General features: G+C 68.4%; 28 protein-coding genes and 1 pseudogene. 18 read left to right on the top strand and 11 right to left on the bottom strand.

Annotated elements, in window-relative coordinates:
• From AB0395_RS35885 to AB0395_RS35875, 3 genes and pseudogenes are all read left to right on the top strand, one after another.
• A pseudogene (locus AB0395_RS35885) lies at window positions 1-894 on the top strand (phospholipid carrier-dependent glycosyltransferase); the annotation flags it as partial.
• Window positions 895-1,005: 111 nt separating this feature from the next.
• Window positions 1,006-2,220, top strand: coding sequence for a hypothetical protein (locus AB0395_RS35880; RefSeq protein ID WP_366288683.1), 1,215 nt, complete (start codon window positions 1,006-1,008; stop codon window positions 2,218-2,220).
• A gap of 288 nt (window positions 2,221-2,508) precedes the next feature.
• Entirely contained in the window at window positions 2,509-3,810 is a 1,302-nt protein-coding gene (locus AB0395_RS35875) for an AI-2E family transporter (protein ID WP_366288687.1), read from the top strand.
• Between the two features lie 122 nt (window positions 3,811-3,932).
• Here AB0395_RS35875 and AB0395_RS35870 read toward each other — a convergent pair whose 3' ends face one another.
• Window positions 3,933-5,042, bottom strand: coding sequence for a L,D-transpeptidase (locus tag AB0395_RS35870; RefSeq protein ID WP_366288681.1), 1,110 nt, complete (start codon window positions 5,040-5,042; stop codon window positions 3,933-3,935).
• A gap of 411 nt (window positions 5,043-5,453) precedes the next feature.
• Window positions 5,454-6,188 (bottom strand): Clp protease N-terminal domain-containing protein, encoded by a 735-nt coding sequence (locus tag AB0395_RS35865; protein ID WP_366288679.1) that lies wholly within the window; start codon window positions 6,186-6,188, stop codon window positions 5,454-5,456.
• A 43-nt stretch (window positions 6,189-6,231) separates the two neighbouring features.
• On the opposite strand from AB0395_RS35865, the gene AB0395_RS35860 reads away from it, so the two are divergent.
• Window positions 6,232-6,384, top strand: coding sequence for a hypothetical protein (locus tag AB0395_RS35860; RefSeq protein WP_366288678.1), 153 nt, complete (start codon window positions 6,232-6,234; stop codon window positions 6,382-6,384).
• A gap of 73 nt (window positions 6,385-6,457) precedes the next feature.
• Here AB0395_RS35860 and AB0395_RS35855 read toward each other — a convergent pair whose 3' ends face one another.
• Window positions 6,458-6,934: an NUDIX hydrolase gene (locus AB0395_RS35855; protein ID WP_366288676.1), complete on the bottom strand. Its 477-nt coding sequence runs from the start codon at window positions 6,932-6,934 to the stop codon at window positions 6,458-6,460.
• A gap of 108 nt (window positions 6,935-7,042) precedes the next feature.
• Here AB0395_RS35855 and AB0395_RS35850 point away from each other — a divergent pair, with 108 nt between their 5' ends.
• Window positions 7,043-7,654: a DUF6461 domain-containing protein gene (locus AB0395_RS35850; protein WP_366288674.1), complete on the top strand. Its 612-nt coding sequence runs from the start codon at window positions 7,043-7,045 to the stop codon at window positions 7,652-7,654.
• A gap of 24 nt (window positions 7,655-7,678) precedes the next feature.
• Here the strand turns inward: AB0395_RS35850 and AB0395_RS35845 are convergent, their stop codons facing one another.
• The gene (locus tag AB0395_RS35845) at window positions 7,679-8,569 is read right to left on the bottom strand and encodes a LysR substrate-binding domain-containing protein (protein WP_366288672.1); all 891 of its coding nucleotides are present in this window, start codon (window positions 8,567-8,569) and stop codon (window positions 7,679-7,681) included.
• A gap of 98 nt (window positions 8,570-8,667) precedes the next feature.
• Between AB0395_RS35845 and AB0395_RS35840 the strand changes: the two genes are divergently transcribed.
• The 5 genes from AB0395_RS35840 (at window position 8,668) to AB0395_RS35820 (ending at window position 11,984) form a co-directional block, all read left to right on the top strand.
• Window positions 8,668-9,033 carry a nuclear transport factor 2 family protein gene (locus AB0395_RS35840; RefSeq protein WP_366288670.1) on the top strand — a complete coding sequence of 122 codons (366 nt, stop codon included), beginning with the start codon at window positions 8,668-8,670 and terminating at the stop codon, window positions 9,031-9,033.
• A gap of 181 nt (window positions 9,034-9,214) precedes the next feature.
• The gene (locus AB0395_RS35835) at window positions 9,215-9,736 is read left to right on the top strand and encodes a MarR family transcriptional regulator (RefSeq protein ID WP_366288668.1); all 522 of its coding nucleotides are present in this window, start codon (window positions 9,215-9,217) and stop codon (window positions 9,734-9,736) included.
• Window positions 9,737-9,830: 94 nt separating this feature from the next.
• On the top strand, window positions 9,831-10,292 hold the full coding sequence (locus tag AB0395_RS35830) for a hypothetical protein (protein WP_366288666.1): 462 nt from the start codon (window positions 9,831-9,833) through the stop codon (window positions 10,290-10,292).
• Between the two features lie 53 nt (window positions 10,293-10,345).
• On the top strand, window positions 10,346-11,212 hold the full coding sequence (locus AB0395_RS35825) for an NmrA family NAD(P)-binding protein (RefSeq protein ID WP_366288664.1): 867 nt from the start codon (window positions 10,346-10,348) through the stop codon (window positions 11,210-11,212).
• 178 nt (window positions 11,213-11,390) lie between these two features.
• On the top strand, window positions 11,391-11,984 hold the full coding sequence (locus AB0395_RS35820) for a hypothetical protein (protein WP_366288662.1): 594 nt from the start codon (window positions 11,391-11,393) through the stop codon (window positions 11,982-11,984).
• A gap of 192 nt (window positions 11,985-12,176) precedes the next feature.
• On the opposite strand, the gene AB0395_RS35815 is transcribed toward AB0395_RS35820, so the two are convergent.
• The 3 genes from AB0395_RS35815 to AB0395_RS35805 form a co-directional block, all read right to left on the bottom strand.
• The gene (locus tag AB0395_RS35815) at window positions 12,177-13,316 is read right to left on the bottom strand and encodes an NAD(P)/FAD-dependent oxidoreductase (protein WP_366288660.1); all 1,140 of its coding nucleotides are present in this window, start codon (window positions 13,314-13,316) and stop codon (window positions 12,177-12,179) included.
• Window positions 13,317-13,813: 497 nt separating this feature from the next.
• Entirely contained in the window at window positions 13,814-14,977 is a 1,164-nt protein-coding gene (locus tag AB0395_RS35810; protein ID WP_366288658.1) for an MFS transporter, read from the bottom strand.
• Complete coding sequence (locus AB0395_RS35805) at window positions 14,974-15,438, bottom strand: GNAT family N-acetyltransferase (protein ID WP_366288656.1); 465 nt, start codon at window positions 15,436-15,438, stop codon at window positions 14,974-14,976. Before AB0395_RS35805 ends, AB0395_RS35810 begins: the two co-directional genes overlap by 4 nt.
• Window positions 15,439-15,464: 26 nt before the next feature.
• Between AB0395_RS35805 and AB0395_RS35800 the strand changes: the two genes are divergently transcribed.
• Entirely contained in the window at window positions 15,465-15,992 is a 528-nt protein-coding gene (locus AB0395_RS35800) for a CGNR zinc finger domain-containing protein (protein WP_366288654.1), read from the top strand.
• On the opposite strand, the gene AB0395_RS35795 is transcribed toward AB0395_RS35800, so the two are convergent.
• Window positions 15,971-16,147: a hypothetical protein gene (locus AB0395_RS35795; RefSeq protein ID WP_366288652.1), complete on the bottom strand. Its 177-nt coding sequence runs from the start codon at window positions 16,145-16,147 to the stop codon at window positions 15,971-15,973. The genes AB0395_RS35800 and AB0395_RS35795 overlap by 22 nt on opposite strands.
• Window positions 16,148-16,193: 46 nt before the next feature.
• Between AB0395_RS35795 and AB0395_RS35790 the strand changes: the two genes are divergently transcribed.
• The gene (locus AB0395_RS35790; protein ID WP_366288650.1) at window positions 16,194-16,946 is read left to right on the top strand and encodes a hypothetical protein; all 753 of its coding nucleotides are present in this window, start codon (window positions 16,194-16,196) and stop codon (window positions 16,944-16,946) included.
• 599 nt (window positions 16,947-17,545) lie between these two features.
• On the opposite strand, the gene AB0395_RS35785 is transcribed toward AB0395_RS35790, so the two are convergent.
• A complete protein-coding gene (locus AB0395_RS35785; protein WP_366288648.1) occupies window positions 17,546-17,692 on the bottom strand; it encodes a hypothetical protein in 147 nt (48 codons plus the stop codon).
• Between the two features lie 453 nt (window positions 17,693-18,145).
• Here AB0395_RS35785 and AB0395_RS35780 point away from each other — a divergent pair, with 453 nt between their 5' ends.
• The 5 genes from AB0395_RS35780 to AB0395_RS35760 all read left to right on the top strand — a co-directional run bounded on the left by AB0395_RS35780 (window position 18,146) and on the right by AB0395_RS35760 (window position 21,926).
• Window positions 18,146-18,355, top strand: a complete 210-nt coding sequence (locus tag AB0395_RS35780; protein ID WP_366288646.1) for a hypothetical protein — start codon at window positions 18,146-18,148, stop codon at window positions 18,353-18,355.
• A gap of 87 nt (window positions 18,356-18,442) precedes the next feature.
• A complete protein-coding gene (locus AB0395_RS35775) occupies window positions 18,443-18,970 on the top strand; it encodes a MauE/DoxX family redox-associated membrane protein (protein ID WP_366288644.1) in 528 nt (175 codons plus the stop codon).
• Between the two features lie 36 nt (window positions 18,971-19,006).
• Window positions 19,007-19,564, top strand: coding sequence for a TlpA disulfide reductase family protein (locus tag AB0395_RS35770; RefSeq protein WP_366288642.1), 558 nt, complete (start codon window positions 19,007-19,009; stop codon window positions 19,562-19,564).
• On the top strand, window positions 19,561-21,459 hold the full coding sequence (locus AB0395_RS35765) for an ABC transporter ATP-binding protein (protein WP_366288640.1): 1,899 nt from the start codon (window positions 19,561-19,563) through the stop codon (window positions 21,457-21,459). Before AB0395_RS35770 ends, AB0395_RS35765 begins: the two co-directional genes overlap by 4 nt.
• Window positions 21,456-21,926, top strand: coding sequence for a S26 family signal peptidase (locus AB0395_RS35760; protein ID WP_366288638.1), 471 nt, complete (start codon window positions 21,456-21,458; stop codon window positions 21,924-21,926). The genes AB0395_RS35765 and AB0395_RS35760 overlap by 4 nt, the downstream gene beginning before the upstream one ends.
• 343 nt (window positions 21,927-22,269) lie before the next feature.
• Here the strand turns inward: AB0395_RS35760 and AB0395_RS35755 are convergent, their stop codons facing one another.
• Together AB0395_RS35755 and AB0395_RS35750 are read right to left on the bottom strand one after the other, a co-directional pair.
• Window positions 22,270-22,950, bottom strand: a complete 681-nt coding sequence (locus tag AB0395_RS35755) for a hypothetical protein (protein ID WP_366288636.1) — start codon at window positions 22,948-22,950, stop codon at window positions 22,270-22,272.
• On the bottom strand, window positions 22,943-23,506 hold the full coding sequence (locus AB0395_RS35750; protein ID WP_366288634.1) for an RNA polymerase sigma factor: 564 nt from the start codon (window positions 23,504-23,506) through the stop codon (window positions 22,943-22,945). The genes AB0395_RS35755 and AB0395_RS35750 overlap by 8 nt, the downstream gene beginning before the upstream one ends.
• Window positions 23,507-23,601: 95 nt before the next feature.
• Here AB0395_RS35750 and AB0395_RS35745 point away from each other — a divergent pair, with 95 nt between their 5' ends.
• Window positions 23,602-23,997: a CGNR zinc finger domain-containing protein gene (locus AB0395_RS35745; protein WP_366288632.1), complete on the top strand. Its 396-nt coding sequence runs from the start codon at window positions 23,602-23,604 to the stop codon at window positions 23,995-23,997.
• Window positions 23,998-24,050: the final 53 nt, after the last annotated feature.

Genomic DNA, 24,050 nt, shown 5'->3' with positions numbered 1-24,050 from the left:
TGGCGGGTCGCGGCCGGGCTGTGCCTGGGCGCGGCCTGCGCGGTCAAGTGGTCCGGGGTGTTCTTCCTGATCGCCTTCGCCCTGATGTCCCTCCTCTGGGACGCGGGAGCCCGTCGCGCCGTCGGCCTGCGCAGGCCGTACAGCGGGGCCTTCGGCAAGGACCTGCCGACCGCACTGGCCGCGATGGGGGCGATCCCCGCGCTGACCTACATCGTCTCGTGGACCGGCTGGTTCATCAGCGCGACCGGCTGGGGCCGCAACTGGGCCCAGGCGACCTCCCAGGGCCCGGCCTTCTTCGTCTTCGACTCCTTCAGGTCATGGCTGAACTATCACTTCCAGGTCCTGAGCTTCCACACCGGCCTGTCGACCCCGCACAACTACCAGTCGGAGCCGTGGAGCTGGCCACTGCTGCTACGCCCGGTCGCGTTCTTCTACGAGAGCCCGAAGAACGCCTGCGGCGCCGAGACCTGCTCCCAGGCCGTCCTCGGCGTCGGCACCCCGGTCATCTGGTACGGCGCGCTCGCCGCCCTCATCGCCATGATCGCCTGGTACGTCGCCACCCGCGACTGGCGCGCCGGAGCCGTCCTGCTCGGCTACGTCGCGGGCTGGCTGCCCTGGTTCTACTGGGCCATCGCCGACCACCGCACCATGTTCATGTTCTACGCCATCCCCATGGTCCCGTTCATGATCCTCGCGCTCACCCTCGCCGCCGGGCTCATCATCGGCCCGGCCGACGCCACGTCGTCGCGGCGAATCGTCGGCTCCGCGGTCGTCGGTGGGTTCACGGTGCTCGCGCTCATCAACTTCTGGTGGCTCTACCCGGTGCTGACCGCCGAGATCATCCCCTACGCGGAGTGGAATTCCCGCATGCTCTTCAAGAACGGGTGGATCTGAGCGTTCCGCACATGATCCGCTTGGCACTGATTTCCTAGGGTAGGCGACGTGCACGATCCATTACGTCACGTTCATCGTCAGGGCAGGCCCGTATACGGCAGACTTCGAAGCATGCCTGCACCGGACGTGGCCGCGCTCCTCTCCGAGCTGGAGCGGTCCGAGCCCGACTACGCCGAGCACGCACGGAGCGCGATCGACTGGCTGACCGGCGGCGAGCCGCTGGAGACGATCACCGAGCTCAACGTGTGCGAGTTCCTCTGGTACACACTGCCGACCAAGGTCGGCGGTGACCGCGCGGCGATCGCCCGCGCGCTGGGCCGCCTGCTGCGTCTCGGCGGTCTCGAGCGTTATGCCACGCTCTGTACCTCCTCGACGACCACCAGGATCCTGCGCACCTACACCCGTGCGGGCGAGGACGCCGGAATGGCCGCCTACCAGAGCGCGCTGAGCGCGACCGGCGTGCTCCCTCCCGACGTCCCCGAGCTGCGGTGGAGCTCGATCATGGGGCCGGAGGAGCTGGGCGCGCACGGCGCGTGCTCAGCCGCGCTCGAGCTCGCCATCGTCTCGGGCGAGCTGGCCCCTGACTCACAGGAACGGGGCGCGCTGACCCGTCACTGGCTCACCACGCCCCGCCCCGAGCTCGGCGGCGACAACTGGCTCCACCGGGTCCAGGGCGAGCGGCTCAACCGCTGGGTGCTCGGCAGGGGTACGGCGTGGCGCGAGCTCGCGCAGCCCTTCGAGGTGTGCCTGCACGCCCCGATCCCGGCTCCCGCCGAAGATCACCTCGAGGCACTGCGGTGGCTGCTGAGGGTGGGCAGGATGCCCGGCGGCATCCCGCTGACCCAGCGTCACAACCTGGCCCGCTCCGTGCTCGCGGAGAGCACCTGGAGCGCCGCCGAGCTGGCCGCGGCCCGCGAGGTCGCCCAGACCCAGATGGGCGCGCTACGCCGCGCGGGCAGGCGGCTGGTGACCACCTCGGCAGGGCAGCGCCTGCTGGAGGATCCCGACCTGCTCTGGGAGACCGCGTCCGCCGCGCTGCTGGCTCCGGCGTCGGGAGAACACGAGTTCAGGGCCTCCGCCAGGGAGGTCGCGCTGATGCTGCTCGCGGACGGCTCTCCCGCCGACCGTGAGCACGTCGCAGCGGTGATCGACTGCGAGGAGTGGCAGACCGCCGAGGTCGACGCCTCGCTGGCGGAGCTCGGACAGCGCCTGGACGCCTTCGGCCTCAGGGTGGGGGGCAAGCTCACCCCCGCGGGCCGCGCCGCCGCCCTGGCCGCGCTGCGAAGCCACGCTCTGCGCCCCCGCCAGTACGTCAACCTGACCTGACGCCCCTTCCTCATTCCCCCATGGCCGGACCACTCACCCCCAACCGCCGCTCCCCACGACTAGACAGGCCTTCCTCCCAACACCACCCCGCTCCCCGACGACCAGGACAGGCCCCACCCCAGCGCCGCTCCGACTCACTGCCACGACCAGGCTCCCCATCCCGCGCCGGTACGGCGAGCGGTGACGCCGGCCTGTCCGGCGCCGGTCAACGGCGACACAGCCCGGTGAACACCCATGGCCATCATCCCAAAGCAGACTATTTAGCGGCATAACGGGCACTTGCCCGATGTGCCCGAACCCACCACCGACGAGCACGGCGAAACACCGCGAACGCCGCCGGCCCCGCCCGGCATCGCCCCCTCGCCGACCGGCTCGGCCCCCGCAACCCCCACCGCCTCCACCATCGCCTCCGTCGCCTCCGTGACCCCCGACGTCCCCGAGGCCGAGCCGATCCTCACCTCTGCGGGCCCCATGCGCCCTCCCGGGGCCCGGGAATCCAGGAGCAGCGCCGTACCGGCGGCCGAGAGCCTCGCTTCCGACCTCCCCTTCGGTAGGCCGGGCAGGCCGATGAGCGGCAATCCGTTCGTCTTCGGCTTCACCGCCGCCCTCGGCGTGCTCACCGCCTGGTGGCTGGTGCAGGCCGTCGTGGGCGCGAGCTCGGTGCTGATCCTCATCGTCGTCTCCCTCTTCCTGGCCATCGGCCTGAACCCGGCCGTCGAGGGCCTGCAGGAGCGCGGCCTTCCCCGTCTGGCCGCGATCACGGTGGTCTTCCTGGGCGTCATCGCGGTCTTCACCGCCTTCGGGCTGGCCGTCGTGCCGCCGCTGACCGCCCAGTCGACCGACTTCGTGCAGAAGGTCCCGCAGTACGTCCGGGAACTGCAGGACAACCCGCTGATCCGCGACCTGGACCAGCGGTTCCAGATCCTGGACAAGCTCCAGCAGTACGTGACGAGCGGCGACTTCGGCAGCCAGATGTTCGGCGGCGTGCTCGGCTTCGGCCAGGTGATCATCGGGGCGGTCTTCAACGCGCTGACGGTGCTGGTCCTGACGCTCTACTTCCTGGGCTCGCTGAACTCGCTCAAGAAGATGGCCTACCGTCTCGTCCCCCGGTCCCGCCGGACCCGCGCGAGCCTGCTCGGCGACCAGATCGTCGACAGCATCGGCGGCTACGTCGGGGGAAACCTGATCATCTCGTTGATCGCCGGAGTCACGACGTTCTTCTTCCTGGTCCTGATGAGGGTCCCGTACGCCCTGGCGCTCGCCCTGATCGTGGCCCTGACCGACCTGATCCCAATGGTTGGCGCCTTCATCGGCGCGGGGGTCGCCTCCATCGTCGGGTTCTTCGTCTCACCGACCGTCGGCATCGTGTGCGTGGTCTTCTTCACCGTCTACCAGCAGATCGAGAACTACTGGATCGCGCCGAGCGTCATGAGGAGCTCCGTCGACGTCCCGCCCCTGGCCACGATCGTCGGCGCCCTGCTCGGCGGCGCGCTGTTAGGCGTGGTCGGCGCGCTCCTGGGCATCCCGCTGGTCGCGGCGCTCCTGCTCATCGTCCGCGAGGTGATCCTGCCGAGGCAGGAACGGGCCTGACCTCCGTGGTACGACGGGCGCCCGCCGTACCACGGAGAGGCCACCCCTGAGGCGGCGAGATCGGGCCCGCCCCTCCTCTGGACGCGAGGTCAGGCCCGCTCTCCTCGTCGGGGAGGCGAGGGTCAGGCCCCGCTCTCCTGTCCCGACTGCTCCCCACCGTCCGTCGGGTCCGTCGCGGGGGGCGCACTCGAGGTCGGGGAGGGGGTCGGGGTCGGGCCGGTCGCGGGCAGCGCGCTGCCCTGCTTCCACTGCTTCCAGCTGAGCTGCCAGAAGCCCCAGCCGTTGCGCCAGTCCAGCTTCCGCTTGGTGCCGGCGATCTTCACGACGTCCCCGCGCTGGGCGATGCCGTAGAACCACTTGGCTCCGGCGGGCGTGGCGCGCACGCAGCCGTGGCTCTGGTTGGAGCGGCCGAGGAACTGGTAGTAGCCCGCGCTCTGGTGGACGTACTCACCGCTGTCGGAGATCCGCACCGCCCAGGGGATCTCCTCCTTGTAGTAGCGCGGGTCCTTGGGGTCGGTGACGCCCAGCCAGGAGGAGGTCATGGTCTCAACCGCCTTCTTGCCCATCGTGAGATGGACGCCGCTGGTGGTGAGATACACGTCCACACCATTCTTGATCATGCCGCCGCGGCCCGCGCTGATCGGGATGGTCTTGGCGAGCTTGCCGTCCCGGTAGACCTTCATCAGGTGCTTGCCGGTGCTGACCGTGGAGATGTTGGCCACGCCGATCGCGAAGCGGCGGCTGACGTCCTTGGCCTCCTGGTTGCCGGGGATCTGGTTGAGGCGGGCGGTGAAGAGGACCTTCTGGTGCGGCTTCCAGTAGGTCTTGGTGCGGTAGACGACCTTGCGGTCCGAGACCCAGCGCCACGCGCCCTCGACCGGCTTTTCCGCCTGGACCTGGAGCACTGCCTCAACCAGCGCCGGCTTGGCGACCGCCCTGTCGAAGGTGACGATGATCGGCGCGCCGACGCCGATCTTCTCGACGTCCTCGCCCATCGGGGTGATGTCGGCGATGCCGAGCACGGGCGTGCGCCGCGCGACCTTGACGGCCGCGCCTCCGGCGGCACGCGGGGCGTCCGCCTTGGCCGTGGTCTTGACGGGGGTGGGCGCGGGCGTGGACACGGGCGCAGGTGCGGGCTGTGCGGCCGAGCCGCCCTCCGCCGCGCAGGCCGCCACGGTGGCGACGGCAACGAGAGCAAGCGAGGCCTGGGCCGTCCGCCTGAGGGTCTTCACGGTCTGCTCCTCATATGCATGCTTTCGCGCCGGTTTCAGCCCTGGCGCGTTCCATATGTGAGACAACCGAAAACCGAAATATGCGTACCGGATCCTGTAACGATCAAATAACAGTGCGCTTGACAGAGTTTGGGGGAAATCCCCTCACGGTCCCGCAAACCCCGAAACCCCACAAAACCCCAGGGCCCCACGAGCCTCCAGTCCCCCGCCCCCTCCGCCCCTCGGGCCCTCCAGCGAGGCCGCGACCGGCACCGCCCGTGCCGCGGCCGACGGAGAACGACCGATCCGCTCGGTCATCCGTACGGCCGCGGCCGGATCGCGGGGAGTCGGAGGTCAGGGACTCAGGGGGTTAGGGGGCAGGGCCGTGCCCCCCTCGGCGCCCCCTCGGCGCCCGCCAGGCGCTCCTCGGGGTCACCCCTGCTCGCGGGCGGCGAGGAGGGCGGCCACGGCCTCGGCGATGTTCGCCTCCGCCGCCGCCTTGTCGACCCCCAGGCCGGAGAGCACGCCCTGGCCGTCTTCGAGCTCCAGCAGGGCGAGCAGGATGTGCTCGGTTCCGACGTAGTTGTGGCCCAGCTTCAGCGCCTCCCGGAACGTGAGCTCCAGCACCTTACGCGCCCGCGAGTCATACGGGATGACGTCGGGCACCCGCTCGGCCGCCGCCGGCAGCACGGCGGTCGCAGCCTGCCTGACGGCCTCAAGCGACACGCCCTGCCCGACGATCGCCTTCGCGGCCAGCGCGTCCGGCTCGCTCAGGAGCCCCAGCACCAGGTGCTCGGGGAGGGTCTCGTCGTTGCCCGCCGTACGAGCCTCGTTCTGCGCCGCCATCACGGCGTTCCTCGCCCGGTCGGTGAACCGACCGAACCCCTGGCTGGGCTCGAGGTCCGAAGGCTCGCCCTTCGGCACGAAACGCTTCTGGGCCGCCTGCTTGGTCACCCCCATGCTCCTGCCGATGTCCGTCCAGGACGCGCCGGAGCGCCTCGCCTGGTCCACGAAGTGGCCGATCAGGTGGTCGGCCACGTCGCCGAGGTGATCGGCGACGATGACCGCACCGGAGAGCTGCTCGAGAGCGTCGGAGTGGGCCTTCTTGATGGCCTCGATCAGGTCGTCGAGGCGAACCGTGTTCGTCATGCGAGTCGGATTCGTCATGCGTCAACCATAGGTTGACGATCCAGAAAACGTCAACCCTGAGTTGACGACACGGGTGCCCGGCGATCGGTCGGCGTCGACCGTCCTCGCCGAACGGCTCGGCACCCCGCTCGTGGAGTTCCCCGGCGACCACGTGGGCTTCCTGAGGTGTCCGGTCGAGTTCGCCAAGGCCCTCCGCGACGTGCTCGACCGCTAAGCGCTCCCCTGCCCGGCGCTCCCCTCCGCCGGGCGGTCACCCCTGCCGGACCCGGTGACCCGGCCCCGGCCGGTCACCGGGTTCCGAGCGTCCGGCCGTGCTCCAGATAGACGGTCTCCCCCCGCTCGCGAGCGGCCACCGCGGCCGTGACCCTGCGGGCCAGGCCGGGGACCAGCAGACCGTCCACGTCCCGCACCGGATGGAACCCGAAGGCGGTTATCTCGTTGTCGGCGAAGGTGACCTGCTCGAGCGTCCCGGCGTCGAGCAGCCCGCCGTCGAAAACGAAGAGGATCAGCTCCCCCGCGACCGGATCGGGAGCCCAGTCGGCGACGAGCAACCGGCCGATCGGCGGTCGGATGCCCAGTTCCTCGGCGACCTCCCGAACACACGCCTCGTACGGGGTCTCTCCTGGCTCGACGAAGCCTCCGGGAATGTCCCGCTGTGGTTTGTAGGACGGCTGGACGATCATGACCCGGCCGTCCGGGTCGAAGAACAGCGCGCCCGCGGCGGCTCTGGCTCTGACGAACGCCAGGATCTCCTGACCGCTCATGATCCCGACCATACGGCAGCCGGCGCGTGGCGACCGGACGTTTTTGTCGGTGACGGCTGCGACCATGTCGCGGGCGTGATCGAAGCGGCTGTGGTCGAAGGAGTGACGATGACGGATCCCCGAGCGGAATTCCGCTGGCTCTCGTGCCACGGGCCCCTGCATGACATCTACTGCGTGTCCTTCGTCCGCGGCCTTTCCCCACACGAAGTGCTGGCCCGGCTCGAAGTCGACACGAACACGACCGAGGAGATGACCTTCGACGAGCTGGACGACCGCGCCCTGAGGGGGGTCGAGGAGTTCGACGGCGAGGAGGCCGGTTACGTCGGTGCCGTGAAGGTCGCCGACTGGACCGTGCTCGTCGAGCCCTGGGGCTGGAGGGTCCCCGTCAATCCCGGTGTGCTCGATCGCCTCTCCCGGGGAAGCGAGGTCGTCTCGGTCAAGCGGCATGACTACGCCTCGGACCGCTTCGTCCACGCGATCGAGGGAAAGGTGATCCTCGGTTTCGAGCCCGAGGCGCCCCAGCACCGGGAGGGCAGTGATCCCCGGCGCTGGGAGGCCGCGATGCGCGAAGTCGGTCTGGGACGCCGCAGCTTCGACGACCCGATGCCCGACGACCCGATCGCGAGCGCGTTCGCCCTCGCCGAGAGGATCACCGGCGTCGCCTTTACGAAGAACGTGCTCGACATGCGCTTTCTCTGCGCCATCGCCCGCGAGGAATGACCACCTCTCCGGCCGTCCCACGGATCAAGCGGGGCGCGGGGCGGCGAACGCCCGCCTGCCGTACACAAGCAGTTCACGCACGGCGGGGTTGTGTGTGCTCCTCCAGACCAGGGCCAGCAGGGCGGGTGTTTCGACGTCGTCGATGGTGAGGGCGGTGAGCCGGTCGCGGTAGTGCGCGGCCATCGAGGCGCTGAGAACGGCGACGGCGAGCCCCCGGGCGGCGAGATCGGCGATGGCGTCCGCGGCGCTCGCCTGCAGCGCGATCACCGGCTGGAGGTTCTGTGCCGCGCAGGCCTGATCGAACACCATTCGCAGGCCGGTGCCGGGCGGCATGCACACAATCGGATGGGCACCCACGTCACGCAGGGTGACCCGCGACTGTTCCGCCAGGGGATGCCCGGGCGGGACCGCCGCGACGAGCCGCTCACTGATGATCGTCAGCGCGTCCAGCCCCTCGGGGGGTGCGGTCGCCGTCCCGACGAGAGCCAGGTCGACGGTGCCGGCGCGCACCTCCTCGACGAGCCGGTCGGAGTTGTCCTCCAGCAGGGAGATCTCCACTCCGGGATGCGCCCGGTGGAACGCGGCGAGGGCATCGAACAACGGCGTGACGGTGCAGCCGATGACCATCCCGACCGTGAGCTTTCCCCGGATCAGGCCGGTCACCTCACCCACCGCCTGGCCGACCGCCCCGGCGGCGGCGAGCGCGGCGCGGGCGTGTTCGAACGCGGCCTTTCCCGCGACAGTGAGGGTGACGGTTCGTGCCGACCGATCGAACAGCTCGGCCCCGAGCTCACGTTCCAGCTGGCGGATCTGGGCACTGACCCCGGACTGGCTGATGTGCACCCGTTCTGCCGCCCGGGTGAAGCTCCGTTCCTCCGCGACCGCGACGAAGTATTCCAGCTGCCTCAGCTCCATAACTACAGATTCTAGTTCTCATCAGATCAATCTGTTGGACTTCTGATCAGCGGGCGACCAGGCTGGAAGGTATCGCCATCCACCATCAGGAGGAACCTGTGACGGAGTACGAGAAGGCCCTGCGGCCCGAGGACATCACCCGCTTGTTCGTCGAGCGATCCAACGCCGGTGACGCGGCCGGAGTCGCCGCGCTCTACGAGGAGGACGCGGTGCTCGCCTACCCTCCCGGCGGCCAGACGGTTGGCCGCGAGGCGATCCGCGCCCTCTGGGAGAAGGTGCTGGCCAACGGTCCCCGCTTCGAACTGGAAGAACCGCTGCCGACGCTGGTGAGCGGCGACATCGCCCTCACCTCGACCCCGCCGAAGGACGGGAGCGGCGCCCGCGCGCAGGTCGTACGGCGCCAGCCCGACGGAAGCTGGCTACGCCTGCTCGACCAGCCCGAGTTCGTTTCCCCCACACACTGAACCGCCCGCCGTACAACACGCCTTACGCGCCGCCTTCGTCCGGTACTCGTCCCGATGGCGCACCCGATGCACCACCTCCGTCACTACCGGGATTCCGGTCCGCCGGACAGAGTCCCCGCGTGTTCCGCTTCAGGGTGCCGCGCGACTTGACCTGTAGGTAGTTAGCCGCCATATTAGTTTCATGAGTGACGAGGATGCGAACCTTGGCGCTGTTCCTACGCATGATCAGGCACGGCGGCAGATCGCACGGTACGGGCTTGATGCCGACCCGCAGGCAGTGCTTGTGGCGGTGCGCCTGATGGCCGCCGGAGCACAGCTGGACCGCGCATCCGAAGTGCACTTCTCGCGTTTTGGGCTGTCGACCGGTCGCTACCGTCTCCTGATGGACCTCGAGGACAGCGACGGCGAGAAGGCGCCGTCGCAGCTTGCGAAGAGCCTTGGCGTCTCGCGCGCCACGGTGACCGGCCTGGTGAACGGGCTCGAACGCGAAGGCCTCGTGGCCCGCCGCGCGTCCACGGAGGACGGGCGAGGTGCGGTGGTCGTCCTTACGGCACGCGGCGCCCAGCGACTGCGCGATATGGCCGGGGATCACTTCGCACGACTCCAGGAGTTGGTTGGCGGACTGGCCGTCGACGAACGCGGGCTGTTCCTGGAGCTCCTGGAAAGGATCACACAGCGGATCGGCGCACTGACCGCCGAGTAGCGTCCGCGCCCCACGAGAAGTGGCCGCCTTAAATGGTCGGAAGGCTCCCTATGACCAAATAGTTAGCCTCCTAATTATATTTTCGAGGAGTCGCGTGAGTCATACCCGCAAGACCGCCAAGCGCGGTTTCACCGCACGTCCGTTCACACTCTGGAAGGAGGTCGCGGTCGCTTACCTGTCCCCCGCGCTCACAGCCGGGCTCGGTGGATTCCTCAGCGGACAGCCCGAACTGACCGTGGCCGCCTTCACCTCCATCGGAGTCACGTCGGCCGTGGTGGCCGCCGTCGTCGGCGCATGGCTGCATCGCCGGGGTCGGCCGCGCCGGTGGACGACGTCGGTGCCGCGACCGGTACTCACCATCGGACTCGGTATTGCGGCTGCCGGAATCGCAGGCATGGCCGGGTGGTTCGCGTCCAATTGGCTGCCGTCGCACACATCGGTGCCCGACGCCTGGTGGCTGAAGCGGTTGCAAATCGACCTGCCATTGTCGGTCGGCCTGGCCGCCGCGATCGTCACCTGGCGGTGGCACGGCATGGCATCCCGGCAGCAGAAGTAACCCGGCCAATCTCCACCCGTTTCCCTGGACCCACCAACCACGAAAGGCACACGATGATCACCATCATGGGCGCGACCGGCGCCACCGGCGGCGCATTACTCCGGCAACTGGTCGCGCTGGACGTCCCCTGCCGCGCCGTCAGCCGCACTCCGGACACACTGCGCGCCGCGATCGGTGTGGAAACGCCGGTCGAGATCGTCGGCGCGGACGCCGCGGACCCCCGCGCGCTCCGCGCCGCGTTCACCGGATCCACACAACTGTTCCTCGCCATGGCCAACAGCCCGCGCCAAGTCGAACTGGAGATCAACGCGATAGACGCCGCAGCCGCGTGCGGGGTACGGCACGTCATCAAACTCTCCGCCCCAGCAGCCGAGCCCGACTCGCCGGTCGCCATCTCGCGCGGGCACTGGCGGGTTGAGGCACACCTCGCGACAACCGGCATGGTGGCCACGGTGCTTCGGCCGTACGCGTTCATGCAGAAGCTACTTTTGAACGCCCCAGCGGTCGCCGAGGGCGTGCTCATCGGGGCGATGCGCGACGCACCCTGCAACTACATCGACGTCCGGGACATCGCCGACGTCGCTGCGGAGACCCTCCTCCACCCCGGCCTTGCCGGGGCCACGTACGCGCTGACCGGCCCGCAGGCCTTCAGCTATCCGGCACTCGCCCGTCTTCTCGGCGAGCTGACGGGCCGGCCCGTCAGCTACATCGACCTATCGCCGAACGATTTCCACAGCCATCTCGTCCGAACCGCGCACATGCCGAACTGGCTCGCGAGCCACGTCGTGGAGATCCAGCAAATGGCCATCGAGCGTCCGGAGTCCCCCAACAACACCGTGGAGACCATCCTCGGCCGCCCCGCCCGAACCCTCGACGCCTTCGTCCGCGAGCATCTCTCCATGTTCGCGAGAATCACCTGACCGGCAGCTACCTCGATACCCCGGAAAAGACTGGCCTGTCCATAAGCGAATGGCCGCAGGACGACATCCTGGTCGTCCTGCGCGAGGACTTCTGCCTCTCGTCCCGCAGGAGGCTATGGCAGCGAGAAGAAGCACCATATGCGCATGTTTCATCTCCAACTTCCATCACAATGATCATGTGATCGACTACTACCGCAGTTTCTTCGAGCGGCATCAGTGGCTGGAGAACGGACTCTCCTGGACCGTGGTGCAGCCCCTCAACGAAGAGATCACGGTGGACGACCTCCTGCGGCGGCTGAACGGAGGCCGCGCCCCCGAGCAGCGCATCATGGAATATCCCCGAGAAGAGGCCATGGAGGAAAGTTGCCCCGTACTCCTCGTCTCCGAGGGAGAAGGAACCTGGGGCTTCCTCGAACTCGCCTACGGCTTCGGCCTGTCCGACCGCGTCCTCACCGAACTCAGCAGGGAGTCACGCGTATGGATGGTGACCTGGCACTTCAACGGGGGATACACGATCCTCTACGCGGCCGACGGCAAGATCAGAGCACGGATGTGCGACTTCATCTTCACCGAGCACAGGATTGAGGATGACGCTCCGAGCATTTTGGCTGACTTCCGCGCCATGCTCGACACGCTCGGCCCGGAGGACTACCGCGGTAAGCGCAGTGCGGCGTTCGCCTTCGTCGAGGCGGCCACCGGCATGGACCTGGACAGTGAGTTGCCGGATGTGGAGAACGCCCCCGTCGTCATCCTCGACAACCCCGATACCTGACCCAGTCATCGACCGACACCCCCGCCACGGGTGGCAGCTCACCCGCCCCGAAGACGTCCGCTGACTTTTCGCTGACTCCGATCCCTGAGCCCTCAGCGAACGCCACCCCGCGCGGTCCCGGCCGCTGACGACCTACACGTCACCTGAATAGCGAAAAGGCCCGGTTCCATGTCACAGGCGAGCCGGTCGGCGTTACCGGTAAGGGCGGCCGATCGCCAGGTCCGCGAGCCGTGGGTCGACTTCGGGAAACGAGCCGTCGCCGAACAGGACCCGTGCCGCCAAGGCACGGCCGGCACGACCGCGTAGCACGGTCACCGCCGCCTCTGCCGCGGCAGGGGATCGAATGCCGGCGAACACGTGGCGCAGCAACAGTCGGCCTCGGAACCGGTTCCGCAACGCGTCCCCGTCGTACCGGCTCAGCACGCGTTGGTCGCCAGTACGCAGGTACCCGGCGGTGACCGCCGCGGCCAGTTCGGACATGCGGAGGCAAGGGTCCAGCCCACCGGCCGTCAGCGGCGACACCGCGCCCGCCGCGTCTCCGACGAGCAGCCCGGCGGGGCACACCAACCGTCGCAGCACACCGCCGACCGGGATCGGACCACCTCGGCGCTCAACCGGCCCGGCCGGCGGTGTACTGCCGGGCGCATCTGCGGCGAAGGCGTCCAGCAAGTGGCGGATGCCGGTGCGCATCGCGTTCGGATATCCCGCGACGCCAACATGCGCATGCCGGCCGTCGTCGATGACCCATCCCAGGTACCCCGGGGCGATCCGGGGGTCCAGCACGCAGTGGAACGCCGGGGTGGTCGTGCCCGACGTGATCGGGTGGACGATCTCGGCACCGACGAGGAAGCGCCGGTTGACATCAAGACCGAGATCACGGGCCACCCGGGAGCGGGCGCCGTCCGCGCCGACGACGAACCGGGCCGTCACCGGTTCCGCACCCGCGAACCGCACAAAACCCATCGACGCGTCGACATACCGTACGCCCAAAAGGACTCGTGCCCCGGCCGACTCCGCCGCGCGGTGCGCGTGCTCGTAGACGGCCGCCATGTCGGCCACGCGGTACTCGTCCCGGTCGCTGGTGAGCCGGATCGGTGCCCGCCGCGACGGCGGATACAGCAGCACGTCCCGGACACCTGGCCCGAGCAGGTGATCCGGCACGTCGAAGTCATCAAGGGTGCGGCGCACGAAGATCCCTGTCGTGCGGATGCCCGTCGACAGCGACCTGCGACGGTCGACCACCATCACGTTCAGTTCCCGTCGCGCGAGCAGGCGGGCTGTGCGCAGGCCGGCCAGGCCCGCACCCACGACCAGTACATCCACTGTCTGCATACCTTGCGACGGTAGGGGCGATGCCTCATCCATACGCTGGTTTGCACGCTACCTGCCCCATACCTCCACACCGTCGCCACACTCGACGAGCCACAATCAGCCCACCCAGCGGCCACAGGACCTCGGAAACGAGGAAATCCCGCCCGATCAAGCGATCGGACGGGATCTCGTCAACCGTTCTTGAGCCAACTCAAGAACGACCCTTCGGTGAGGCGTTCACGGGTACGGCTGAGCTGTGCGAATCCGAGGGTTCGATGATCGCTTCCCGGATACGCAATGATCGTTTCCCAGTGCTTACAGTCCGCCGAGGAACTGATCTACTGCCGGCTCGCCAGGGGTCCCCGCTCCGGCGAGCCCGGCGTCGGAGGGGCTTCAGGCCGAAAACGTGGTGGCGCACGCACACTGCAGCATCTTCTGCGCAGCGATCCCGTGGTGACGGGCCTTCGCGAAGACGCCGGCCGTCGTCCGAGGACTGCAGCGGCTGACGTCCGAACCGGTCACAGCCGGGCTGTCGCCGTCAGGGTGACAGCGGTCAGCGCGGCGAGCAGGGCCCAGACGGGCGCGAAACTGCCGGTCAGGTCCGTGAGCAGGCCGAGCACGGGTGGCGCCAGGATGACCGCCACCTGGTTGACGGCCATGGCCAGGCCAAGGGCGAATCCGGTATGGTCCGGCGGCGCCGATTCGGCGGCGTAGGCGACCCAGGGGCCGTACCAGCCGATTCCGAAGAAGCCGAGCCAGATGAAGACCAGGCAGGCCACGACGGGGGAGCGGCCGATGGGGGTCGTCAACACGGTCGTCCCGATGATCACAGCGGCCAGGCATGTCAGGACGCAGGCGTAGCGGCCGGATCTGTGGCGGTCGCTCCAGGCCGCCAGGCAGATACGGCCCAGCGCGCCCGCGCACTGGACCGCGACGTAGACCAAGACCGCCGAGGCGGAGGCCATGGACGTCACCTCGTGCAGGTACAGCACGGTGAGGACGCCCACACCGCTGTGCACCGACACCATACTCGTACCGGACAAGATGATCTTCTTCATGTACGGTTCGCGGAGCAGTTCCAGCCGCACGCGGGACGTGGTCGGCATTGGGCGTTGGTCCGGTGGGCGGTGGTAGAAGGCCATGAAGGCGACGGCGCCTGACAGTGCGACGAGCGCGCCGGCCACGAGCGTCGACCGCCAGCCGAAGGCCGTTGCCAGTGAGGGAAGTGCGAAGGCGGCGAGGACGCCCCCGAGCGGGAGCCCCGCCTGGCGGATACCCATGGCCAAGCCACGCTGCCGGGCGTCGAACCAGGACGCCACCGATTTACTGCCGCCCGGCTGAATGGTGCTGTACCCCGCACCGACGATCAGCAGGACGACGAGCAAGGAGACATACCCCGGGGCCGCGCTTCCAGCGGCCAGCGCGACGGCGACCACAAGAGCGCCGATCCCGACGATCCAGCGTTCGTCGTGGCGGTCCAGCACTCGTCCCGCCACGAGTAGTCCGGCTAGAGGAAGTAGCTGAGCCGCCGACAGCAGCAGGCCCAGTTGGGTCGTGTTCAGCTCCAGGTCTCGTTGAAGGTGGACACTCATCGCACCGATGCCCTGCACGAAAAACGCGGCTGCGGCCTGAGTGAAAGTCGCAACCCCCAGAATGACCCAGCGGTATTGCGATGTCTTCACGGCTTCCAGCACAGCAGGGGATCGGGGTGGTCGGAGAAGCCGAGCTGCCGGTAGAGCGGTTCCGCCTCGTGGGAGGCGGTGAGGTCGACCCGTACGGCGTTGCGGTCGCGGAACCAATCAAGCAGGCCGAGCATGATCGCCCGGCCGTGCCCGCGCCGCCGGTACGACGGGTCGGTGACCATGCCGATGACGTGGCCGATCCTCCCGTTGCGGGAGTGGGGGCCGGGGAACCACTGTTCGATCGTGCCGATGCCGCAGGCGGCCAGGCCGGTGTCGCCGTCCACGACCAGGATCTGGCAGTCGGGTTCGGTCAGCTTCTGCTGGAAAATCCGTGCGAGCGCGTCGCGCCAGTCGTCACCGGCGTTCGCGGGGTTGAAGAAGTCGCCGCCGAGGTCGTCGAAGAGCAGTGCCCGGAGGCGGACAAGTTCTGGAATGTCGCGTTCTGTTGCTGTTCGCGTCATGACGTACAGGCTGATGTAATGAGCTTGTGCACCTCAACCCTTACGGCGCGGACGTGGTGAACTTCGCCGCGGAACTGGCGAACCGCCCGCCGACGAGCGCCGATGAACTCGCCGACCGCTGCCGCACGGCCGGTCTGGTGCTGGAACGCCCCGTCGAACCATCGGATCTCGACCAGACCCTCGCCGTCATCGACGCCTGGACGAAGGTCGTCGACGCCACGGGGGAGCACGCGAAGGCCGAGTTGGTCAACGAGATGCTGGCCCGGTCGGCCGCCTACCCCCGGCTAACCGACCACGCCCATGGTTGGCACCTGCACTATCGCGACGACCTGCAGCCGCTCGGCGCGGTGCTGTTCGCGCTGATCTCCGTGGGCACGGCGATGCACCTCGTCAGCCGGGGCATGGACCGGCTCGGACGGTGTGCCGCCGCCGGTTGCGAGACGATCTTCGCGGACACCTCACGCACCGCACGGCAGCGTTACTGCTCCCAGCCGTGCGCCAACCGGGACGCGGTACGCCGCCACCGCGCCCGTCAGTCCACCTCCCCCACCTGACCTGCCGGCAGGCGACGGTAGCCGGCGTCGTCGGCCGGCAGCTCGTCGTGGGTTCCGGTGGCGATCGTACGGCCGTCCTGGAGCATGGCCACGCGGTCGGCGGTACGGATGGCGGACAGGCGGTGAACGATGACCAGGGTGGTTCGGCCTTCCATGACCTGCGAGCGGCGAAAAGGATCTTGCAGACGGTAGTGACTGCCAGTGCTTTTTTACCGGGCCTTCGACCGGCTCACCAGCCTCCTCGACCCGGCCCGGCATGACCGCCGTGCCTGCCTGCCCCAGCACGAGGCCGACCGGCTCGCCACCGCCTGGGAAGACGACGACCTCGAGCATCATCGGCGGCGGGACCTGCTGCAGGAGATCGTCACCGCGCTCGTGCCGACCCCGGTGAGATGGGCCAAAGGCCGCGGCTGTCTGGCGAACTTCCAGGGCGACATGGGGCTCGACACTACCGCCGTCCCCGTCTTCGCCCGTCCGCCACGAGTCCGCCGTTCCACCGGCGAGGAAACAGCCTCCACTGAGATCACCACGAGCTGGCACTACTCCGCAGAGCAGGGCACGCCGGAGTTCGGCTACAGCGCCACCCTCACCGTCGCCGCCCGCACCCGCACCACCTGCGGCCCGTTCCCGCAACTCGCGCTCGGTTTCAAACTGGCCCTGGACTACAGGGTCAACCAGCGCGGAGTTCAAGGCAGCGTCCACGGTGCTCTGCTCATCGGTCACCTGTCCCGCTTCGACCGCCTCCGCCAGCGCGAACCCAGCCGACCAGCTGTCGTTGATCTGGCCGACACCCGGCAGCGGGCAGCTCACCCTTCGGCCAAATCCCGCATCCTGCCGCCGGCACCCGACAACAGACCCGGCGAGCTGCCGAAGACCTGCCGCAGCAGTCCATCACCCTGCACCCCGACGATCTCGGACACCCGGACAAGTTCCGCCAGGACCTTCCCTACCTGAACCCCGCCTGGGCAGGCACTTACCGCGCCGTCCGGGCCAACACCGAAGGGATCAGCGGCAGACTCAAAGCCCACGATCTCGACCTCGGCGACCCCAAGAACCGGCTCGCCCACGGCCGCGTCGCCCAGACCCTGCTGGTCGCGCTCACCATCACCGTCGCCAATGACCACTTCCTCGACCGGGATCCCGTCAACTACAGTCCAGCCGTTTCAAGAACGGCCCTCGGTGGGGTGTTCACGAGTGTGCGTGACGTGCGGTCGAAGCAGGGGTTTGTTGATCGCTTCCCAGGTTATGGATGATCGTTTCCCAGCTGCCTTCTCAGCGCCGGGAAAGGGGAGGACGCCGGGGTGGTCCGCTCGCGTCGCACTGAGATGGCGAAGGCCCCGCCGAATCTCGGCGAGCCCTTCGCGGGGTGCTCACTGAGCGAGTACATGGGAAACCGGGATCGTTTCCCGGAACGAAAGTGATTCTTTCCTCTCCACGCCTTGAGGTGAAGAGGCGCTAACGCGCTGCTTCAGATATGCGAGCCATCAGGCAGGGACGCTTCCCCTGGAGCCATTCACCGCTCAGCCTTGCTCCGGTGGTCCGGTCGACGACCGTCAACCAGCCGCCCTGCGGTCGTAGTCGTCGCCTCTTTCCTCGAACTCGGCGAAGAAGTCCGTCATAACCGCCGGTTCGGGCCACCGCCCCAGGTGGGAATGGCCGTCCGGCCGACCAGGAAAGAGCCCGTCGATCGTCAGGAACACTTCGCCTCCGATGGCGAGGGACAGACGGTTGACGCTGTTGACATTCCACCCGGCGCCGTAAACCTTGACTCCTTCGCCCAGTCGCGCCTCTCGGCTTCTGAATTTGGCAGGTAACCGTCTATATGTGGCAGAAAAGCCGCTGGATGGGTCAACCGCGCATGATTACGATTTCGGTAAATCACCAAGCCAAGGGATGTGAACATGGTTCGTATGCTCAAGGCCGCGGGCGATCGCATGCTCATGATGATGGCACCACGGACCGAAGCGGCCGCCGACCCGACATATGTGCAGTGTTACTGCAATGACTCGTACGGGCTGATGCAGCGAGTATGCGGCCCCGGCGGCTGCAGCGGATGGTCCCGCATCGGCGGGTGCCTCACGCCCACCGGCATGTACTCCTGCTGACGTGGATCTCCACAGGCCCCATCCCAACTCGAAATCACAGAGGTTCATGTGACTCGTCTGCTGAACAAGGTCGGGGACGCACTCCTCACTTTGACCGTCCCTCAAGCCGAGGCGGCCGCCGACCCGACATACCTGCAGTGCTACTGCAACGCCTGCAACCTCTGGCGGCGGATCTGCGGTCCCGGCGGTTGCAGCGACTGGGACCTCATCGGGCAGTGCACCGCCGGAGGCTGCAATCACGGGCCGTGGACCTGCTGAACGGCGGTCCTTCGTGACAGCACGCATTTCCTCTGAAAGGCCGACTCAATCGCGCCTTACCCATTCAGCAGGGGATTCGTGATATTGATGGCCTATTTGAGTTTCATATGCCGCCTGTTACTCGCCCTGGTGTTCTTCGTCGCCGTCGCCACTAAGGTGCGCGGGCGAAGTGATCTGGCGCAGTTCCGCGCCGCCGTCCGCGAGTTCGGCGTGGGGCTGCCTTGGAGCTCCGCCGCCTCGGGTGCGGTGATCGCGGGCGAACTGGTCGCCGCATCGTTGATGCTGATCGACGCCGTCGCTCCCGTGGGTCTGGGGCTCGCCGCAGTGCTGCTGGCGGCCTTCACGGGAGCGATCGGCTCGGCCGTGCGACGGGGCGCGACGACGAGCTGCCGGTGCTTCGGCGCGTCCGATCAGCCTTTGGGTGTGCGGCACGTGGTGCGCAACGTGATTCTCCTGTCGATCACGGCGGCGGGCATGACGGGGACCCTGCTGGCCCCCGGCGGAGTCGGCGGACTCGACGTGACCGCCCTGTTTCTCTCCGGTTTCGTGGCCGTCGTCCTGGCCACGCTGGTCATCGCCTACGACGACCTCGTGGCGCTGGTCCTCGTCCGCTGACCCCCTTTGGAAGCCTCTCAGGTTGGGAGTGTGTCGATGGATGCCGTACTGATCGCCGCTGTGGTCGTCGTCGGTCTTTTTGGCGTGCTCAACTTATTGCTGCTGCTCGCCGTCCTGCGCCGGTTGCGGGATTACGAGGCGAAATGGGCGCGGGCCGGCCTCGACCGGCTCGTGGAGCGCAAGTCGTCGCCGGAGTCCGGATACCGCGTCGCCGATTTCGAGGCGACGGCGCTCGACGGCGCCACGGTGTCTCTGCGCGATCTGGAGGCTCCACTGTTCACGGGCTTCTTCTCCACGGGATGCCCGTCATGCCGCGAGGAGGTTCCCCGTTTCATCGAGTACGCCGCCGCCATGCCCGGCGGCCCGGAGCGGAAACTGGTGGTGGTCTCCGGCACCGTGGAGCAGGGCGCGGACATCATCGACGCCGTGCGTCAGGTGGCGCGGGTGGTCGTGGAGCCGCAGGACGGTCCGGTGACCGGCGCGTTCGGCGTGCAGGGCTCGCCCACGTTCGTCCTGCTCAACCAGGACGGCACCGTACGCACGAGCGCGGTGAGCGTCCGCGAGCTGGCGTCACCCCAGGTCGCCGCACGGTGACGAGCGGACGCGGCCCCGCTGTCGAGACCACTGCCGACCTCACTGCCGACCATACCGGCAGCGAGACGACGTGGCGGGAGAGGGCGGTCGCCGCCCTGGGCATCGCGTGGCACGCCGGACCGGCCCTGCTGCTGACCTATCTGGCCGCCGCGCTCGTCACGGGCGCCACGCCGGTCGGCGTCGCCTGGCTGACCAAGCACGTGCTGGACGGACTGCTGGCGGGGCGGATGCCCATCGGCTGGCTGGTGACGCAGGCCGTCTTACTGGCGTGCCTGGGACTGGTCGCGGCGGCGCTGCCGTACCTCTCCCAGTACGTGCAGGCGGAGCTCGGCCGGGTCGTCCGATTCCACGCCCAGGACCGGCTGTATGAGGCGCTGTCCCGCTTCGGCGGGCTGGCCCGGTTCGAGGATCCCGAGTTCCACGACCGCATCGGCCTGGCGCGGCAGGCGAGCGGGATGGCGCCGCAGATCATCCTCGACGCGGTGCTGGGAGGCGTGCGCGCCACCGTCACCATGACCGGGTTCGCCGGAACGCTGCTGGCGGTGCACCCCGTCATGGCGGGGTTCGTGGTGCTCTCCGCCGCGCCCGCCGTGGTCGCCGAGCTGGCCCTGAGCCGCAGGCGCGGCGAGATGCTCTGGACGACCAGCCCCAACGTGCGCCGGGAGCTGTTCTACTCCCAGCTCATGACTGACCGCGCGGCGGCCAAGGAGATCCGACTGTTCGGCTTGGGCGACTTCATGCGGTCGCGGATGCTGGCCGAGCTGCGGCAGGTCAACGCCGCAGGGCGCGAGCTCGACCGGCGGACTTTCCGCACCCAGATGGGCCTGGCCGCACTCGCCGCCGTGGTGTCGGGCGGCGGGCTGGTCTGGGCCGTCCTGCTGGCCCGGACGGGCGAGCTGACCCCGGGCGACGTGGTCGTCTTCGTCGTGGCGGTCGCGGGCGTGCAGGCCGGGCTGTCCGGGCTGATCACGCTACTGGCGAGCGGACACCAGGGGCTCCTGCAGTTCGGCCACTATCTCGCCGTCCTGAACGCCGGCCCCGACCTGACGACGCCGGACGCCCCGTTGCCCGCCCGGTCGCTGAGGGTCGCGATCGAGTTGAAGGACGTCTGGTTCCGCTACGACGCCGACAAGCCGTGGGTGCTGCGCGGCGTCGATCTGCGCATCCCGTGTGGCGCTCTGCTCGCCGTGGTCGGCGTGAACGGCGCCGGCAAGAGCACCCTGGTGAAGCTGCTGTGCCGGCTGTACGAGCCCACGCGCGGGTCGATCACCTGGGACGGGGTGGACATCCGCCTCATTCCGGTGGCGGAGCTGCGTGACCGGATCGGCACGGTCTTCCAGGACCACATGAACTACGACTTCACCGCCGCCGAGAACATCGGCATCGGCGACCTGGCGGCGCTGGAGGACCGCGACAGGATCCGGGCCGCCGCGACCGCCGCGGAGGCCCACGAGGCCGTCTCAGGTCTGCCGTACGGATATGACACGCTCCTGAGCAGGCTCTTCTTCATGAACTCCCGGTCGGACGGTAAGACGGCGGGTGTGACGCTGTCCGGCGGCCAGTGGCAGCGGCTCGCCCTCGCGCGTGGCTTCATGCGGGGCAGGCGGGATCTGCTCATCCTCGACGAGCCCAGCTCGGGTCTGGACGCCGAGGCGGAGCACACGATCCACCGGCGGCTGGTCGAGCACCGGCACGGCACCACCAGTGTGATCATCTCCCACCGGTTGAACGCCGTCCGGATGGCCGACCACATCGTCGTCCTCGCTGATGGCCGGATCAGCGAACAGGGCACGCACGAAAAGCTGATGACCGTGGACGGCGACTACGCCCGGCTCTTCCTCCTGCAGGCGCTGGGCTACGACACCGGGCAGGAACCGCAGGCGGTCTCCTCGTGATCGGACCTCTCATCGCGATCTCCAGCCTCGCGGCGGCCACCGCTCTTCTCGCTCACCTGCGGCGGCGCTGGGTGATGGTGACCGTGAGCGGCATCAGCATGACGCCCACCCTCCAGCCGGGAGACCGGCTCCTGGTACGGCGGTGCCGCATCGCCGAGCTGAAGGTCGGCGATATCGTGGTCCTGGAGCCGCCCCGCCCGGTTCACCCGAACGGCGTCGTCGTCATCGCGCCCGCGCGGTCGCGTACACGGTGGAAGGTCAAACGGGTGGCGGCACTGCCCGGCGACCGGATCCCGGCATCGGCACACGCCGCGACGGGCGGCCGGGAGACCGTCCCGAAGGATTCACTGATCGTGTTCGGCGACGCCGACGAGAGCCACGACTCACGTCAGGTCGGCCTGTACCCCGGCGACCGGATCCTCGGCGTGGCTGTCCACAGGAGAGCCGGGCAGCCCCTGCAGCCATGATCGAATGCGAGCCGTTCACCGCCGAGGGACGGGCACTCCACGCCGAATGGGCGACCGGGCTGCGTACCTGGGCTGCGCATTCTCCATAGCCGTCACACGCGCTCGGACGAGCCCTCCAACCGCCTCACCGCCCCGGAAAACGACGAGATCCCGCCCGATCAAGCCGATCGGACGGGATCTCGTCGATATCCTCCAGGCCGTTTCGAGAACGGCCCTCGGTGGGGTGTTCACGAGTGGCCTTGGCCAGGGACGCAGAAGGCACCGTAGAGATCGCTTCCCTGATTGAACGTGATCGTTTCCCGGCGCGACAGGTCGGCGGGCAGCGCGTCCAGGGGGCCTGGACCTATTCTTCGGGGACGGAGGATTCAGGGATGGAGGACTGGACGACCTGCGGGTCGTCTACTGGCTGGCAGGCGGCTACCGGACCTTCTGCGACCTTGAAGTCCATCGAGCCCTCGCCCTTGTCATAACCCGAGAAGGTCATCACCATGGTGTCGCCGGGCTTGATCTGGTCACGGTAAATGGTGAAAGTGAGCGCCTCCGGGCTGGATTTGTATGTAATCAGTTTCTCGGTCTCCAGCGGTCGGTACTGGGCGCGTGGCTCCTTGCAGATCTTTCCAACCGGCACGAGGTGCACTACCGTCGGGACGCCGGAGGCGCGCAGATCCTCCTCCAACCTCTCCCTGAACTCCCTGACGTGGAACCGGTCCCTGAACTCGATGGTGATCGTGCCGTCAGGGTTCTCGATCACCGCGTAGGCGGGTGCTTCGGATCCGATGAGTGTCGGCGCGACCAGGCTCGCCACGACGGCCATCGCCGCCACGGCACCTGCCAGTGCGAGTCGCCGTCCGCTCAGTCCTGACAGTCCCAGCCGAACAGGCCCCCGCGCCGCTCGACCGGTGAGAAGGAATCGTGTCCATCGCGGCTTTCGGGTGGCTTCTTCAAGAAGCCGGAGGCGTTGGCGGGCCAGGGACTCCGGCGGCTGGTGTTCCAGTTCCCTGATGAGGGTCTTCAGTTCATCCATCGATGTCCTCCTTCAACGGGTTGACGCCGCCCAGGGCGTCGCGGACCTTGCGACGGGCTCGGTTGAGCCGCGATTTCACCGTGCCGACCGGGATACCGAGTGCCCGGGCCGCCTCCTCGTAGGTCATGTCGCTCCAGGCGACGAGAAGCAGCACGTCCCGGTCGCCCCGCGACAGCAGCGAGAGCGCGTGGAGCAGAGCCGGCCGCGCCCCCTCGGCGGTGAGGTCGTGCGTGATCGCTTCCTCAGGCCCGTCGACGCTCCGAACGGGGTCGTGCCGTTCCAGGGCGCGGTAACGGCTGACTTCGGCCCTGCGGTACCGGGTGATGAGCTTGGTCGCGATTCCGAACAGCCACGGCCTGGCATCGCGGTAGGAGAGGTCGTAAGACCCACGCCTCCGAAACGCGATCAGAAACGTCTCCCCGACGAGGTCTTCCGCGGTCTCGGGGCCGAGCCGGAAGGAAACGTACCGGTAGAGCATCGCGCTGTAGCGATCGAACAGGGCCGCGAACGCCTCGGGATCGTCGAGAGAACCCGCAATGATCCCGGCATCATCCACCGCGCGCAGCGTATCGGTCACCATAGAGGACCTTGTCCGGTCATTAGCACCCTTTCTGCGATGTCGTCAGCTATGTCTTGCCACGACCGCCCCGAGTGTTCACGGCTCAGCCTTGCGCCCTCTGCCGCCGTTCATCGTCTTCAGGCTGGATCCGGCCCGGCACGACCGCCGCACCCGCCTACCACAGCACGAGACCGACGTGCTCGCCACCACCTGGAAAGACGGTGATCCCGACCACACCCACAAGCAGGACCTGTTGCAAGACGTCGTCACCGCGCTCGTGCTCAGCCCGGTCCGCTGGGGCAAAGGCCGCGGCCACCTGGCAGGATTCCGCGGTGACGTCGGCATCGACACCACCGCCGTCCCGCGGTTGCGAGACGATCTTCACGGACACCTCACGCACCGCACGGCAGCGTTACTGCTCCCAGCCGTGCGCCAACCGGGACGCGGTACGCCGCCACCGCGCCCGTCAGTCCACCTCCCCCACCTGACCTGCCGGCAGGCGACGGTAGCCGGCGTCGTCGGCCGGCAGCTCGTCGTGGGT

The organism is Streptosporangium sp. NPDC051023 (assembly GCF_040689595.1).
Lineage (GTDB): Bacteria > Actinomycetota > Actinomycetes > Streptosporangiales > Streptosporangiaceae > Streptosporangium.
The sequence above is the reverse complement of the archived record's forward strand: the minus strand, read 5'-3'. Positions and strand labels throughout refer to the sequence as shown.

Bases quoted from the DNA above. Each gene is read 5' to 3' on its own strand.
- AB0395_RS35815 (WP_366288660.1), bottom strand. From the start codon at position 13,316: ATGCAGACAGTGGATGTACTGGTCGTGGGTGCGGGCCTGGCCGGCCTG.
- AB0395_RS35770 (WP_366288642.1), top strand. From the start codon at position 19,007: ATGGATGCCGTACTGATCGCCGCTGTGGTCGTCGTCGGTCTTTTTGGC.
- AB0395_RS35845 (WP_366288672.1), bottom strand. From the start codon at position 8,569: ATGGAGCTGAGGCAGCTGGAATACTTCGTCGCGGTCGCGGAGGAACGG.
- AB0395_RS35795 (WP_366288652.1), bottom strand. From the start codon at position 16,147: ATGGAAGGCCGAACCACCCTGGTCATCGTTCACCGCCTGTCCGCCATC.
- AB0395_RS35755 (WP_366288636.1), bottom strand. From the start codon at position 22,950: ATGGATGAACTGAAGACCCTCATCAGGGAACTGGAACACCAGCCGCCG.
- AB0395_RS35865 (WP_366288679.1), bottom strand. From the start codon at position 6,188: ATGACGAATCCGACTCGCATGACGAACACGGTTCGCCTCGACGACCTG.
- AB0395_RS35855 (WP_366288676.1), bottom strand. From the start codon at position 6,934: ATGAGCGGTCAGGAGATCCTGGCGTTCGTCAGAGCCAGAGCCGCCGCG.
- AB0395_RS35805 (WP_366288656.1), bottom strand. From the start codon at position 15,438: ATGACGCGAACAGCAACAGAACGCGACATTCCAGAACTTGTCCGCCTC.
- AB0395_RS35850 (WP_366288674.1), top strand. From the start codon at position 7,043: ATGACGGATCCCCGAGCGGAATTCCGCTGGCTCTCGTGCCACGGGCCC.
- AB0395_RS35775 (WP_366288644.1), top strand. From the start codon at position 18,443: ATGGCCTATTTGAGTTTCATATGCCGCCTGTTACTCGCCCTGGTGTTC.
- AB0395_RS35825 (WP_366288664.1), top strand. From the start codon at position 10,346: ATGATCACCATCATGGGCGCGACCGGCGCCACCGGCGGCGCATTACTC.
- AB0395_RS35835 (WP_366288668.1), top strand. From the start codon at position 9,215: ATGAGTGACGAGGATGCGAACCTTGGCGCTGTTCCTACGCATGATCAG.
- AB0395_RS35880 (WP_366288683.1), top strand. From the start codon at position 1,006: ATGCCTGCACCGGACGTGGCCGCGCTCCTCTCCGAGCTGGAGCGGTCC.